Source organism: Chryseobacterium sp. MMO-72 (assembly GCF_037146035.1).
GTDB classification, from domain to species: Bacteria; Bacteroidota; Bacteroidia; order Flavobacteriales; family Weeksellaceae; genus Chryseobacterium; species Chryseobacterium indicum.
Genome location: NZ_JBBCWG010000004.1, coordinates 297,909 through 313,362 on the forward strand (window position 1 = coordinate 297,909; position 15,454 = coordinate 313,362).

The 15,454-nt window shown below is 38.6% G+C and carries 12 protein-coding genes; all 12 read right to left on the reverse strand.

Going from position 1 to position 15,454, the window contains the following annotated elements; genetic code table 11:
• Window positions 1-99: 99 nt before the first annotated feature.
• Window positions 100-1,581, reverse strand: coding sequence for a ketol-acid reductoisomerase (ilvC, locus tag WFH39_RS08360; RefSeq protein WP_336689550.1), 1,482 nt, complete (start codon window positions 1,579-1,581; stop codon window positions 100-102).
• Window positions 1,582-1,738: 157 nt separating this feature from the next.
• Window positions 1,739-2,329: an acetolactate synthase small subunit gene (gene ilvN, locus WFH39_RS08365; RefSeq protein WP_076393459.1), complete on the reverse strand. Its 591-nt coding sequence runs from the start codon at window positions 2,327-2,329 to the stop codon at window positions 1,739-1,741.
• Between the two features lie 10 nt (window positions 2,330-2,339).
• The gene (ilvB, locus tag WFH39_RS08370) at window positions 2,340-4,079 is read right to left on the reverse strand and encodes a biosynthetic-type acetolactate synthase large subunit (protein ID WP_336689551.1); all 1,740 of its coding nucleotides are present in this window, start codon (window positions 4,077-4,079) and stop codon (window positions 2,340-2,342) included.
• 22 nt (window positions 4,080-4,101) lie between these two features.
• Window positions 4,102-5,787: a dihydroxy-acid dehydratase gene (gene ilvD / locus WFH39_RS08375; protein WP_336689552.1), complete on the reverse strand. Its 1,686-nt coding sequence runs from the start codon at window positions 5,785-5,787 to the stop codon at window positions 4,102-4,104.
• On the reverse strand, window positions 5,780-6,682 hold the full coding sequence (locus WFH39_RS08380; RefSeq protein WP_336689553.1) for a branched-chain amino acid transaminase: 903 nt from the start codon (window positions 6,680-6,682) through the stop codon (window positions 5,780-5,782). Before WFH39_RS08380 ends, ilvD begins: the two co-directional genes overlap by 8 nt.
• 615 nt (window positions 6,683-7,297) lie before the next feature.
• On the reverse strand, window positions 7,298-8,716 hold the full coding sequence (locus tag WFH39_RS08385; RefSeq protein ID WP_336689554.1) for an MFS transporter: 1,419 nt from the start codon (window positions 8,714-8,716) through the stop codon (window positions 7,298-7,300).
• Entirely contained in the window at window positions 8,716-9,228 is a 513-nt protein-coding gene (locus WFH39_RS08390) for a nuclear transport factor 2 family protein (protein ID WP_336689555.1), read from the reverse strand. The genes WFH39_RS08385 and WFH39_RS08390 overlap by 1 nt, the downstream gene beginning before the upstream one ends.
• Window positions 9,229-9,327: 99 nt before the next feature.
• The gene (locus WFH39_RS08395) at window positions 9,328-11,181 is read right to left on the reverse strand and encodes a glycoside hydrolase family 13 protein (RefSeq protein WP_336689556.1); all 1,854 of its coding nucleotides are present in this window, start codon (window positions 11,179-11,181) and stop codon (window positions 9,328-9,330) included.
• 30 nt (window positions 11,182-11,211) lie between these two features.
• Window positions 11,212-11,568, reverse strand: coding sequence for a hypothetical protein (locus WFH39_RS08400; RefSeq protein ID WP_336689557.1), 357 nt, complete (start codon window positions 11,566-11,568; stop codon window positions 11,212-11,214).
• Window positions 11,565-12,044: a DoxX family protein gene (locus tag WFH39_RS08405; protein WP_336689558.1), complete on the reverse strand. Its 480-nt coding sequence runs from the start codon at window positions 12,042-12,044 to the stop codon at window positions 11,565-11,567. The genes WFH39_RS08400 and WFH39_RS08405 overlap by 4 nt, the downstream gene beginning before the upstream one ends.
• A gap of 58 nt (window positions 12,045-12,102) precedes the next feature.
• A complete protein-coding gene (locus WFH39_RS08410) occupies window positions 12,103-14,262 on the reverse strand; it encodes a glycoside hydrolase family 97 protein (protein WP_336689559.1) in 2,160 nt (719 codons plus the stop codon).
• Window positions 14,263-14,364: 102 nt separating this feature from the next.
• Entirely contained in the window at window positions 14,365-15,444 is a 1,080-nt protein-coding gene (locus WFH39_RS08415; protein WP_336689560.1) for a SusE domain-containing protein, read from the reverse strand.
• Window positions 15,445-15,454: the final 10 nt, after the last annotated feature.

Here is a 15,454-nt window from a genome sequence, read left to right on the forward strand (position 1 = left end):
GCGGGAATGTCTCGCAGCCCGACCTGAGTGGAGCTCTTTTTCTTTTTCGAGAAAAGAAAAAAGCGGGAACGGAGGGCGGAAATAGCTGCCCAAAAATTTTTATACGGTTTTTATGGATTTCATTGCCGTCATTGCCTGACGAAGTTTTCTGCCGACCGTTTCTACCGGATGGTTTCTGAGGGTGTCGTTAACGTGAACCAATTGTGCATTGTCTACGGACGCATCTTTTCCTTCGTTGAAGTTTTTTCCTGCGAGGTCTGTATCTACTTTTTTCATGAAGTCTGCCAAAAGGGGTTTGCAAGCCTGATCGAAGAGGTAACAGCCATATTCTGCGGTATCGGAAATCACGCGGTTCATCTCGAATAGTTTTTTTCTTGCGATGGTATTGGCAATGAGGGGAGCTTCGTGCAGGGATTCGTAATAGGCGGATTCCGGTTTTATTCCTGCTTCCACCATGGTTTCGAAAGCGAGTTCTACGCCTGCTCTTATGAATGCGGACATGAGGAGATAATGATCGAAGTATTCCTGTTCGCAGATTTTTACGTCTCCCGCCGGAGTTTTTTCAAAGGCTGTTTCGCCTGTTTCCGCACGCCATTTCAAAAGGTTGGCATCTCCGTTTTCCCAGTCCTGCATCATGGTTTTGGAGAATTCCCCGGAGATAATATCATCCTGATGTTTCCGGAAAAGCGGCCGCATGATGTGTTTCAATTCTTCGGAAAGTTCAAATGCTTTGATTTTTGCAGGATTGGAAAGCCGGTCTAACATTCCGCTTACACCGCCGTGTTTCAGTGCTTCTGTGATCACCTCAACGCCGTACTGAACGAGCTTGGAAGCATATCCTGTATCAATGCCTTTTTCTACCATTTTGTCAAAGGAAAGAATGGAGCCAGTCTGTAAAAGTCCGCATAGAATGGTTTGTTCTCCCATTAGATCTGATTTTACTTCTGCGACAAAGGATGATTTTAATACGCCTGCTTTATGTCCGCCAGTTGCCACACAATAGGCTTTTGCTTCTGCCCATCCTTTTCCCTGAGGATCATTTTCGGGATGTACGGCAATAAGTGTGGGTACTCCAAAACCTCGAAGGTATTCTGCACGGACTTCGGAACCAGGACATTTCGGGGCAACCATGATTACGGTGAGGTCTTTACGGATCTGCATCCCTTCTTCCACGATGTTGAATCCGTGGGAATAGGACAATGTAGCTCCTTCTTTCATGAGTGGCTGTACGGTGTTGATGACGGAAGTATGCTGTTTATCCGGGGTTAAATTGATGACTAAATCTGCCGTGGGAATAAGTTCTTGATATGTTCCTACCTGAAAGCCGTTTTCTGTGGCATTTTTCCATGAGTCTCTTTTTTCGTCGATGGCTTCTTTTCTGAGGGCATAGGAAACATCGAGCCCGCTGTCTCTTAAGTTAAGCCCCTGATTAAGTCCCTGAGCGCCACATCCTACGATTACTATTTTTTTTCCTTTTAAAGCTGCTACACCATCGGAAAATTGTGTACTGTCCATAAATTCTGCCTGTCCAAGCTGATGCAGCTGTTCTCTTAGTGATAGGGTATTGAAGTAATTTGCCATATTTTTGGGTAAAATGTGAAAAGTATTAGGTAAAATGTTTACTGTAGCTACTTTTCAGGATTAATATTTTTATTTTAGGTTTTGTTTTGAATATTTTTTGAAACAATAAAACATTGTATTCAATTCAATTCGGAGTTTGATTGTTTTGACTGATTTGTTACATGGTAAAAACATCATCCCGCTTATCGAGATATTCATTTTCTACAATATGCGGAGAGGGTTCACGGTTTTCAAACTGAAGTACTTTTTGGTGGATTCCCGCACTGTTTTTAATGATGGCGATTCTGGCACCGCGAACGAATTCTATGAGACCGTATTTGTTAAGTTCTTCGGTTAATCTGTCTATTTCTTCACGATGTCCTGCTGTTTCAAAAACGATGTAATCCTGACGGATGACTACGGTTGATGCGCCATACTGCCGAAGCAGCCGCTCTACATATACTTTTTCGGTAACCACATCTGCGGGTACTTTGTAAAGTGCCTGTTCCTGCCATACAATTTCATCGTCTGTATTGTAATAGGCTTTCATTACATCAATTTGCTTTTCCAATTGCCGGCAAAGTTTTCTCACTACTTCTTCGTTCTCCTGGATAACGATGGTGAATCTGTGAATGCCTTCTACTTCTGAAGGTGAGGTATTCAGACTTTCGATATTGATTTTTCTCCGTGAGAAGATTCCCGATATTCTGCCGATTAATCCCACTGAATTTTCGGTGTATAGTGTGATGGTAAATTCCTGTTTTTCCATTTTCTTTTTTTTATTTTAGTCTGATCTCCGAAACTGAGGTTCCCTGCGCTACCATCGGAAATACATTGTTTTCTTTTCCTACCATCACTTCAAGAAGGTATGCCCCATCATGACTGAGCATTTTTTCGAGGGCAGCTTTTAAATCTTTTCTTTCGGATATTTTTTCACCTTCAATGTAATATCCTTTGGCAACTGCCACAAAATCAGGGCTTGTAATATTTACAAATGAGTAACGTCTGTCGTGGAATAATTGCTGCCATTGTCTCACCATTCCCAGAAACTCGTTATTAAGGATGAGAATTTTCACTTTTGCCCCAAACTGCATAATAGTTCCCAACTCCTGAAGTGTCATCTGAAATCCGCCATCCCCGATGATTGCCACGACTGTTTTTTCGGGGGCTCCGTACCATGCTCCGATAGCAGCCGGCAAGCCAAATCCCATTGTTCCAAGTCCTCCAGAAGTCACACTGGATTTTGAATGGTTATACCGGGCGTATCGACAGGCTACCATCTGATGCTGACCGACATCTGTTGTGATAATGGCGTCTCCGTTGGTAAGCTCGTTTAATACTCTGATGACTTCTCCCATCGTCATGGCATCTGTATTGGGATTCAGTTCATTATGTATGACTTCTTTTATTTCTTCTTTTTCCAGTTCGCGGAATTTCTCTACCCATTCTGAGTGGTCGTTTTCTTTGAGAAGTGCTGTCAATAAAGGGAGCGTTTTTTTACAGTCGCCCCAAACAGGAACTGTTGTTTTTACATTTTTATCAATTTCTGCGGGATCAATATCAAGGTGAATTACTTTTGCCTGTTTTGCATATTTATCGAGACGTCCGGTAACGCGGTCATCAAACCGCATTCCTACAGCGATCAATACATCGCATTCATTCGTCATTACATTCGGAGCATAGTTGCCATGCATTCCCAACATTCCTACGTGCAATTTATGATGGGTAGGCAACGCGCTCAGTCCCATTACGGTAGCTGCTGCCGGAAGATTAATTTTCTCAATAAAAGATTTTAATTCTTCTTCCGCTTTCCCCAGAATTACTCCCTGTCCGAAAAGAACAAATGGCTTTTTGGCCTGATTAATGAGCTGTGCTGCTTTTTCAATATATTCTTTTCTGATCTCAGGTTCGGGACGATAACTTCGGATGTGAGTGCATTTTTTATAGCCTAAATAATCGAATAACTGAAGTTGTGCATTTTTGGTAATATCAATTAAAACAGGTCCTGGACGACCGGTGTTTGCAATGTAAAATGCTTTGGCAATGGCTTCAGGAATTTCTGTGGCATCGGTAACCTGATAGTTCCATTTGGTAACCGGTGTGGTGATATTGATAACATCGGTTTCCTGAAATGCATCTGTTCCCAACAAGGAAGCATAAACCTGCCCTGTAATGCAAACTACCGGGTTACTGTCGATCATGGCATCTGCAAGTCCTGTCACCAGATTGGTGGCTCCGGGACCACTTGTTGCAAAGACAACGCCCGTTTTTCCTGATACTCTTGCAAATCCCTGCGCTGCATGAATTGCGCCCTGTTCGTGACGAACGAGAATGTGTTTCAGTTTTTCGGAATAATCGTATAAAGCATCATAAATAGGCATAATTGCTCCTCCTGGATATCCGAAAATAGTGTCTACATTTTCCTGCAATAAGGCTTCTAAAACAGCTTTGGAACCGGATATCTCGATGGCTTCCGCACTTCGGGTATCTTTCTGTTCATTTATTTCAAGTGTATTCATAATGTTTCAATTTTAATTGTGATTACAGGTCGGTTACGCAGCCCTGCGATGCATCTGCCACAGATTTGGCATATTTATAAAGAACTCCGCTTTTCACTTTGTATTCAGGCTGATGAAAACCGGCTTTTCTTTTTGCAATTTCTTCATCCGACAGCAATGCATTGATGGTATTTTTTTCTGCATCGAGCTCGATGAGATCTCCGTCCTGTATAAGACCGATCAGTCCTCCTTCAAATGCTTCCGGTGTGATGTGTCCTACAACAAAGCCGTGTGTTCCTCCGGAGAATCTTCCGTCTGTTATCAGTGCTACATTTTTTCCCAAGCCGGACCCCATTAAAGCGGAAGTTGGCTTCAGCATTTCGGGCATTCCGGGAGCGCCTTTCGGACCTTCGTTTTTGATGACGACAACGTTTCCTTCTTTTATTTTTTTGTCTTCAATTCCTTTGATGAATTCTTTTTCGCCATCAAATACAATAGCTGTTCCTCTGAAATAGTTTCCTTCTTTACCTGTGATTTTGGCTACGGAACCTTTTTCGGCAAGATTTCCATATAATATTCTGATATGTCCTGTTTCTTTGATAGGATTTCTGATATCGTGAATAATATCCTGCTCTCGCTCAATAATGGAAGTTACATGTTCGAGATTTTCTGCAATGGTTTTGCCTGTTACTGTAAGGCAGTCGCCGTGAAGAAGTCCCAGATCCAAAAGGTATTTCATTACCGCTGGAACTCCCCCTACTTTATGAAGGTCCTCCATCAGATATTTTCCGCTGGGTTTGAGGTCTGCCAGAAACGGTGTTTCATCGCTGATCCGCTGAAAATCATCCAAAGTCAGATCGTATCCTATTGATTTTGCAATGGCAATAAAATGCAGTACCGCATTGGTGCTTCCGCCTAAAATCATAATCAGTCTCAAAGCATTTTCAAAGGCTTTTGGTGTCATGATATCGGAAGGTTTGATGTCTTTTTCGAGAAGAATTCTGATGTAATGTCCCGCAAATTGGCATTCTTCTTTCTTCTCGCGACTGAGCGCCGGATACGAAGAAGAATACGGAAGACTCATTCCCAGAGCTTCAATAGCAGAAGCCATGGTATTTGCGGTGTACATTCCGCCACAGGCTCCTGCACTTGGACAGGAGTTTTGAATGACTCCCTGAAAGTCTTCTTCTGAAATTTTTCCGGCAATTTTATTTCCCAGAGCTTCAAAAGCAGAAACAATGTTCAGATCCTGACCTTTGTAATGTCCGGGAGCAATACTTCCGCCATATACCATTATGGAAGGCCGGTTCAGTCTTGCCATTGCGATGAGGGAACCGGGCATATTTTTGTCGCATCCGGGAACGGTGATAAGTCCGTCATAATATTGTCCTGCGCATACAGTTTCTATGGAGTCTGCAATAATGTCACGGCTTACAAGGGAATAGCGCATTCCGTCTGTACCGTTGGTCATCCCATCACTTATTCCTATAGTATGAAACATTAAACCTACCAAATTCTGTTCTTTCACTCCTTTTTTCACGATTTCAGCAAGGCTGTTGAGATGCATATTGCAGGTATTGCCATCATAACCCATGCTTGCAATTCCGATCTGTGCTTTGTCGAAGTCTTCTTTCTGAAAACCAATACCATAAAACATTGCCTGAGTTGCGGGCTGCGTCGGGTCTTTTGTAAGGGTTTTGGAGTATTTGTTCAATTCTCTATTACACATTTTGCAGATTTGATTTCAGGTATGAATAATTTTCTTCTACGACCAAATGACGGTAAGCCTGCTGAATTTTAGCTGATAAACTGTCTTCCCAATTCATTCTGAAAGGAATATCATTCAAAGATTCCACAGCGACAATTTCTGCTGCTGTTCCACAGAAAAATGCGGCATCTGCGCCCTGCATTTCCTGCGGTGTAAATAATTTTTCTTCGTACGAAATCCCTAACTGATTACATATTTCAAAAACTGTAGCTCTGGTAATACCGGGCAGGATGTTTCCTTTTTGAGGAGTATATAGTTTTCCGTCTTTTTCATAGAATACATTTGCGCCGGAACTTTCTGCTACATTTCCATTTTCGTCCAGAACAAGTGCTTCATCAAATCCTTTATCTTTCGCTTCCTGACTTGCCAGAATAGAATTTACGTAATGTCCGCTCACTTTAGCCTCTATTTTAAATGCTTTCGGATTAGGACGCTGAAAAGAAGAGGTCATAATTCTCAGTTTGTTCGCCAGATAGCCATTATCCCAGTTCCATACTTCAATAACAAGGTAGCTTTTCTGTCCTTTTGAAAGGGACATATTGGGAGAACAGATAACTAAAGGGCGGATGTAAGCGTTACTCAGATTATTAATTTCCAACAATTTATAAGTAGTCTCTATCATTTCCTCAGTAGAATAATGGAAAGGCATATGCATCGCTTCTGCTGATTTTCTCAGTCTGTCGTAATGTTCTTCTGCTTTAAAAATTTTGGTTCCATTGGCTGTTTTGTAGGATTTAATGCCTTCAAAAACCGCATATCCATAGTGTAATGATTGACCGTACAAATCGGTCTTTGCTTCTTTTGCTTTCACATATTCTCCATCAAAGAAGAGAACACTGTCGTCATTGTAATACATTCTATATTGTTTTAATTTTTATTTTGGTGTTGGTCTTTAAACAAAAAACCATTCTCATGATGAGAATGGTCTGTATTATTTCAATTTCAAAAATTATCACAAGCCATTGCCCATCACCGAAAATCCGATAATGACAAAAATGACAAGAATAATAATTGAGTTACTCATTTGCTTGTATTTAACGATACAAATGTATAAACTAATTTTGATACGTAATTACTTTTTCATAAAAATTCCGCCCGAAAATTATCAAAAATCCATAAAAAGCAGTATTTTTTACGATATTCATTAAAATAAAAATATTCCTTAACCTGCTGAATTTCAAATTTTAACGTGAGATAAAAATACGATGTCTAAAATTTGTCTAAAGACTGTGTATCGGGATCGTATTTTTTAAAGTTTTCTTGATTCTTTAAAGTCATTAAATAAAAAAAATCTACCGGATCTGGTAGATTTAGAGTTATATTTTAACCTGAATTCGGGATAAGAGGTGTTTAAATTTTGACTATCCTTAATTTAACGTGAATGAGTTAAGCGATTGTTTTTATATTTTATAATCTTTTATTCCGAACTTGGGTAATTTTAGAAAATCAACTGCAGTTTTTTTCTTTTTTATTAGAAATGTACCTGCTGAATTTCTTTTTCAATTTCTTTTGGAGTTTCATCATCTGATTTTATGAAAATTATTGTCACAATCGCACCAATTAGCATACAGGCTCCTCCCGTAACAATATAGTCTATCGCATGATTTTCAAAAACATTGCTTACAATTGGTCCTCCAAAAAGTCCATTAATAATCTGTGGAATAACAATAAAGAAATTAAAAATTCCCATGTATACCCCCATTTTTTTCTGCGGAATAACTTCAATCAGCATTGCATACGGCATTGCTAAAATACTTGCCCAAGCAAATCCCAATCCTATCATTGAGATCCAAAGATACTGGACATCTCTTATAAAATACATTGAGATCAATCCCAATCCTCCACAAGCTAAAGCTAATGCGTGCGTTTGTTTTTTACCTATCCACTTTGCAATTGGAGTTAATAAAAAAGCAAATGGAATTGCCCAAAAGTTATACATTCCGAACAATTCACCCGTTAAGTCTCCTGCCGTATTAAATGCCTTAGAGTGTGTATCTTCCGGAGAAAGTCCGAAATGATGGGTTGCCAAAGCACTCGTAGTGAAAACCCACATCGTAAACAGCGCAAACCATGAAAAAAACTGAACAATTCCCAATTTTTTCATCTGGGTAGGAATATTAGCAAAATCCCTGAAAATATCGCTGAATTTTGATTTTTCTTCAACGATTTCCTTTCCGCCTTCAAATTCCGCAAATTCTTCCGGAGAATATTCTCTTGTAGTAATAATCGTGTAAAGTATCGTGAGCATAAGCAGTCCGGCTCCAACATAGAAAGAATAAATTACATTATCTCCCACAAATCCTTCCGGCGCTTCATTTGATACTCCTAATTTTGTAAGCAGACTGGGAATATACGAACCTATTACTGCTCCTATTCCAATTAAAATCGTCTGAATAGAAAATCCCAATGTTCCCTGATGTTTTGGAAGCATGTCGCCAACCAAAGCTCTGAATGGTTCCATTGCAATATTTACGGAGGCATCCATCATTGCAAGGAAAATAACCGCTAATAAAAGTGAATTTGCTGCAAACATATGAGTAACTGTTGCTGCATTGGGAAGCAGAACCAAACCTATTGCACATAAGATCGCACCAATTAAAAAATAAGGCTTTCTTCTTCCTAACGGACTCCAAGTATTGTCTCCCAAGTGTCCAATGATAGGCTGAACAATCAATCCAGTAAAAGGAGCAACCAGCCAGAACCAGGACAGCTCGTGTACATCAGCTCCTAAATTGGCCAAAATTCTACTGGCATTTCCGTTCTGCAGACCAAAAGCCATCTGGATTCCTAAAAATCCCATGCTCATATTGATGATCTGAGCCATGGATAAATTTGGCTTTTTTACTTTTCCAACTTTTCCCTTTTCAAATCTTCCTACCATTTCTGCCATTATTTTTTCAGTTTTTGAATTAATACATCTTCTATTGGAGTCTTTTCTGCCACTACTTTATCTACCACTTCATTGGGAACCGTTACGGAAAGTACGTATTGCTTTACTTTCCATGCTCCGTTGATTTTTTCCACTACTCCTGAACCGCGGCAGATCTTCATCTGGGTATCCAAGAGTTCATCAAACCAAGCCAGTTTTCCGTCTTTGCTGAAGTAAATATTTCTTTTCAGGGAAGTAAAATTCCAGGTTTTCTTTTTATCGAAATAGGTTTTTGCCCAAATCATAAAGGCTTTTTTGTCCCAGACTTCTGTAGCATCCGTCCCGATAAAAACAGATTCATTGGCAAAATAATTAAAATAGGTGGTGAAATCTGCTTTTGCTGCCGCAACATTAAATCCGTCGAGCATGGTTCCGATTTCTGTTTTTTCTTTATCAAATTTTGACTGAGCAGAAATGGATGTAAAACTCAATACAAATAGGATGAATGTAAAGAATATTGTTGTTTTTTTCATGTATAATTTTATTTTTAAACACAAGCGACACTAATTTTTTCACGAATGACACTAATGATTTTAATGTGAAATTTGTAAAACATTTGGATTATGCTTGTTTTAATTTAATTCAATAACCATTGATGATTTTGCAGGGATTTTAAAATTGTCCTTTACCGAAAATTCTTTGCCGGAAATAATGTCTTTCCCTTTTGAAAAACCGTTCAGGGATTCTGCGAAATGCTTCACATCGATCGTCTGTTCCGCATCATTATTATTTAAAATGACCATTACGCTTTCTTTTTCATTGTATCTAAAATACACAAAAACATTGTTCTGCGGAACGAAATTTTTGGTTTTCCCTGTATGAATGACTTCTTTGCCCTTTCTCCAGTTCAACAGTTTCTGTGTAAACTGATAAAATTCTTTTTGCTCAGGATTTTGAGACGAAGGATTGAAAGCATTGATTTTATCTGATTTCCAGCCGCCCGGAAAATCTCTCCTGATGTCTGCATCGCCGCCTTTGTTTTTGTCGCCGCGCATTCCTATTTCAGAACCGTAATACAGCTGTGGAATTCCGCGAACTGTTGATATTAAGGTCATGGCAAGTTTATAATCTGCTGGATTTCCGTTGAAAACTTCGTTGAACCTTTCGGTATCGTGATTTTCAAAAAACACCAAAAGGTTGTTGATGTTCGGGTACAGGAAATCGCTGGTAAACACATTGTATAATTTTACCATTCCGGAATCCCATCCGTCTTTTTCTTTCAAAGCTTTAGGAAGATCAGAATACAAAGTAAAATCCATTACAGAAGGAAGGTTTGAATTATAATTTGCCGCCTCTCCTATTTTAGAATCCTTTTGCCACGCTGCAATATGCGCACTGGAATATAACCATGCTTCTCCTACAATATTGAAGTTCGGATATTCATCCGTAATGGCTTTTGCCCATTTTGCCATTGCTTCCTTGTCGTTGTAAGGATAGGTATCTACACGAAAACCGCCCAGTTCGGCATATTCGATCCACCAGATTGCATTCTGGGTTAAGTATTTTAGAACCAAAGGGTTTTTCTGATTAATGTCGGGCATCGTCGTATCAAACCAGCCATCCAAAGCTAATCTTTTATCTATCTCGGAAGCATTTGTATCAAACTGAGTAGTTGTTTTATAGTTAGAACGTTTAAAACCATTTTCACCATCGCTGAACCAGTGAATCCAGTCTTTTGTGGGTAAATCTTTGATCATCCAGTGCGAAACTCCCCAATGATTGGTTACATAATCCATCACGAGCTTCATTTTTCTTTGATTTAATTTCTGAGAAAGTTCTTTATATTCTTCGTTGGTTCCGTAACGCTGATCGATTTTGTATAAATCGGTCTGTGCATATCCATGATAAGAATATACTTTTTCGTTGTCCTCATTAACCGGAGTAAGCCAGACTGCTGTTGCTCCAAGGTTCTGAATATAATCTAAATTGTTGATGATTCCACGCAGATCTCCTCCATGTCGACCGTTAGGAAGATTTCGGTTTGCTTTTTCGGTTAAATTCGGACTGGAGTCGTTTTTTTCATCCCCATTGGCAAAACGGTCCGGCATGATGAGATACATCACGTCTTTGGAAGAATAAGATTCTCTGTTGGCAGAATTTGGATTTCTCTGCTTCAGTTCATACGTGTAAGAACCTAACTTTTTCTTTCCGCTTTTTATATTGATGTTAAATTTCGGAACGTTAATTTCATTGGTATTAACGGTTACGAAAATATAGTTTGGATTTTCAACTTTCTGAATATCTTTGATCTGAACACCGTCTGAAAGTTCTATTTCATTTTTGGCAATATCTTTTCCATACACCAGAATCTGAAGTTCCGGGTTTTTCATTCCTTTCCACCAGAATGCAGGTTCCACTTTCTGGATCTGTGAAAAAAATAAAGATGATGCGCAAAGCGTTGTTATATAAAAAAGTTTATGACGCATATTTTTTGATAATATAAATGATTTCAGTATCTATTTTGGCTTATTAAAAACTGCTTTGTACTGTGTAATTCCCGAATTATTAAACTCAATTCTACGGTTGGGCATATTCTGAAGTTCATATTCTCCGTTGCGGGTAAATTTTACTTCTGTAAATTTATACCCTGTAAGATAAGTGACTTTTACCTGATAAACCCCTTTATCATTGATTTTTTTAAGCTCAGTATCCTGATCCCAATTCAACGGCTTGTCTTTTCCTCTGATTCCTACAGACGTAACTCCTTCAGAATCGGGAATTTCGACTGTATAAATTACAGTCTGCTTATACGCTTTCTGAACACAGCTGAGCATCAAGAAACAAGAGATTATAAGAAATACTATCTTTTTCATCGGGTCAATTTTTTAGCAATTATGTAATCTAAACCAAATCTTCCGGAGCCTAAAATGATATAAAATAAGCTCACCCACATAATTCCCATTGCAGGCAGCATATTCCACACTCCTTGATTCATCTGCTGAAAAAATACAGCAACAAACATGGTAATGAAGACAAGTACTGCAAAAGGTCTTGTAAACAATCCTAACAATAAAAAAATTCCTCCTACCGCTTCACTAAAAGCTCCCATCCAAGCAAAAAATGCAGGAAACATGGCAAAAATACCACCATATTCTGCGACATCATTCGGAAACCAGAAAGCCACTTCAAAAAATTTCAAATTATTGTCTGCGGGAGACCAAGGCAAGCCGAATTTTGCAGCACCGAAGTCGCTCGTTAGTAAATATCCGCAAACTATTCGCGGAATGGCAAAAAGCAGATCCTGCCACCAAAATGGCATCTGAATGGGGGTAAAAATTCTTTTTATCATAGGAATATGTATTAAAAAACCCTACAGAAAATCTGTAAGGTTTTTGGTTAATTCACAATTATTTTACAGGCTTGATAGAGATAGCAAAACCTCCGCTTCGTGCCATTTTAAAATTGATCTTAGATTTGCTTGTGATTTCTTTTTTGTAGATGTTATAGTTTTGAGGATTGTTAATATAATCCGCATCTTTTCCATCTTCATAAATCACAGCTTCATATTTTTTGCCTTTATCTAAGAAAGAAAAATCTACAGTGTAATCACGTTTGTTTTCATCGGTAATTCCTCCCACAAACCAGTTTTCAGTTCCTTTTGCTTTTCTTGCCGTGATGATGTAATCTCCCGGCTCTGCCGATAAGATTTTCGTATCGTCCCAGTCTGCTGCTACATCTTTTATAAACTGGAAGGCATCCATGTGCTTTTTGTAGTTTTCCGGTAAGTCTGCCGCCATCTGAAGAGGCATATACATTACCACATAAAGCGCTAACTGCTTTACCAAAGTCGTTTTTACAAAACGCTTATCTCCGGGGAAATAATAATCCAGTTTTGTCTGGAAAATTCCCGGCGTGTAATCCATAGAACCTCCCATCCATCTTGTAAACGGAAGAATGGTCTGATGATCGGGATTGTTTCCTCCGAAAGCTTCATATTCCGTTCCACGCGCCGCTTCCGCTGAGATATAGTTCGGATACGTTCTGCTTTCTCCTGTAGGACGTACAGATTCATGAGAATTCACCATAATTTTATATTCGTTGGCTTTTTCAGCAATTCTGTAGAAATGGTTGATTGTCCATTGAGAATAATGATGCTCCCCTCTTGGAATCATATCTCCTACGTACCCTGTTTTCACGGCATCATAACCGTATTTATTCATTAACTGATATGCTTTATCCGCCCATCTTTCATAGTTCGTTGCTGAACCTGAAGTTTCATGGTGCATGATTAATTTGATTCCTTTGGAATGCGCATAATCGTTTAACATTTTGATGTCGAAATCAGGATAAGGAGTGATGAAATCGAAAACAAATTCTTTTGAGTGGCCAAACCAGTCTTCCCAACCAACGTTCCAGCCTTCAATTAAAAGTCCCTGAAAACCGTTTTCTGCCGCGAAATCGATATATTCTTTCACTTTTGTATTGTTGGCTCCGTGTTTTCCGTTAGGCGTAAGTTTAGAGAAATCTGTTACTCCAAGACGCACATTAGATTCCGGCTGTCCGTAAGCCCATTGAGATTTACCGATGATCATCTCCCACCATACTCCCATGTATTTTGTTGGATGAATGTAAGAAGTATCGCTATATTTTGTAGGTTCATTAAGATTGAAAAGCATTTTAGAATCCATCACCTCTTCTGCTTTCGGAGCCACAATAATTGTTCTCCAAGGGGTAACGGAAGGAGTCTGAATATATCCTTTTGCACCCTGTCTGTCTGCTGTAAGATGTGTTTTGAATTTGAAATTCTGAGCATCTACTTCAAGATGAGAGGCAGGATAGTCTAAAACAGCAGCTTCTGCAACATTGATATATAAAGGCTCTTTTCCTTCCTGCTTCAACATCACCGGAGACTGAACCGCGTTTTTAATTAAAGTCTGAGAAGCGTTTGCATCTGCAGCTTTTGGCCATCTAGCAGGGATTTCAGAAAGTTTTGTTTCCTGATACTGGTATTCCTGAGAGTCGTAATCTGCAACGATCCACCAAGCTTTCATGTCAGTTGGAAAATCAATTTCAGAATCTTCCTCCCTGATGACGAAGTAATTAAGGTTTTTCTGCTGCGGAAATTCATATCTGAAACCTAACCCATCATTAAACAGTCTGAATTTCACCACAATATTTCTGTCTGTTGAGGTCTGGTTAAGCGTTACCGCCAATTCATTGTAATGATTGATATAATTTTTCTTTTCCCCTAAAACCGGCTGCCAAGTTTCGTTTTTAGCATCACGTTTTTCATCTATTTTAGTAAAACCGTTGTTCAGATCAAATTTTACATCTTCCGGTTTTGCAATTTCTGAGGCAAATTTTATTGAAGTATCTTTAAATAATCTGAGTCCCAATTTGGAATCTTCGACGATCGTTTTCCCGTTATATTTAAGATTGTAATAAGGTACGCCCTGTTTCAGCTGAAAGTCCATTTCGAACTTCCCATCCGGCGATTTTAAAGATTGTGCATTAACACCCGCAAACATCATTGAGAGCATCATTGCTCCTGCTGTAATTTTCTTCATAATGACTATTTATAGACTTTAAAAATAAAGAAAGTGTTGCCGAAAAGCAACACTTTGCTATGTAAAATTCAATTTAAAATTATTATTGGAAACATGATTTGATTAATTCGCTGGAATTACAGAGAAATCACCTGTCATATCATTAAAATAGACATTATAATTAAAAGTTGTTGCTAAAGGAATATTTCCCCCACCCAATAATGCTGTTCCAAAGTACTGCTGAGATAATCCCCAGTTTGTTCCCCAATCATGATTAGCTCTGAATTTAAATTCTCCTGAACTTAACATTACATTTTTCTTTACCCATACATGAGAATCAAAAGTAGATTTCACCAAATCTAAATCTGTAGACCATCCTCCGGCTGCAGGACCGATTAAAGAAATAGAAGTGTATGTAGTTGCTGAAGGTGTTACAGGGGTAACAGTATATGTTAAGGAAGAAATATTAATAGTAACTTTATAATATCCTGAACCATTAATAGTTATATTTCCGGAACCACCACTTGTACTTAATACTCCTGCAGATGAACCCATACCATACTGTGGATCCCAAGAACCCGGAGTTTTAATAATTTTAAATCCTCCCTGCGCAAAATATCCTGTGTAAGTATAGATATTTGGATCCGAAGATTTTAGTAACGGATAAATTTTCGCATTTGTCGCCACGTTATCCCATGCTCCCGCTGTAGCATCCCCTATTAAGTATAAATCTGTATAAGTGTAAATAGGACCATTAATAAATGGTGTAACTTTTAATGGTAATATATTTGAATAGTGAGTTTTCCCAACAGCTGTTGATTTCAATCTTACCTCAATATCTGTAGCTGTAACAGATGTTACCCCTAATCCTAAAATTATATTGTTAAGATCGTTTCCAATTATACTATAAGATTTAGATCCTGCCACAAGTTCAACAGTTTTTGGAGCAGCAAAATTAGTTCCTTTAAGCGCAAATTGTAATTGATTAGTAATTTGAATAGGAACTCCAAAATCCGAGTTCACCCAATTAAATACCACTGCCTCATTAGCAGACTGATTGTTGATTAAAACAACTGAAGTTTTATTTGCAGAAACTGTTGGATTCGTCCCATCGTTTACAACAGCTAAATCCTCATCTTTCTCGCAAGAAGAAATAATAAATGCTACAGCAAACAGTGTGAATATTTTAAATAAATGTTTCATTTTAAAAAAG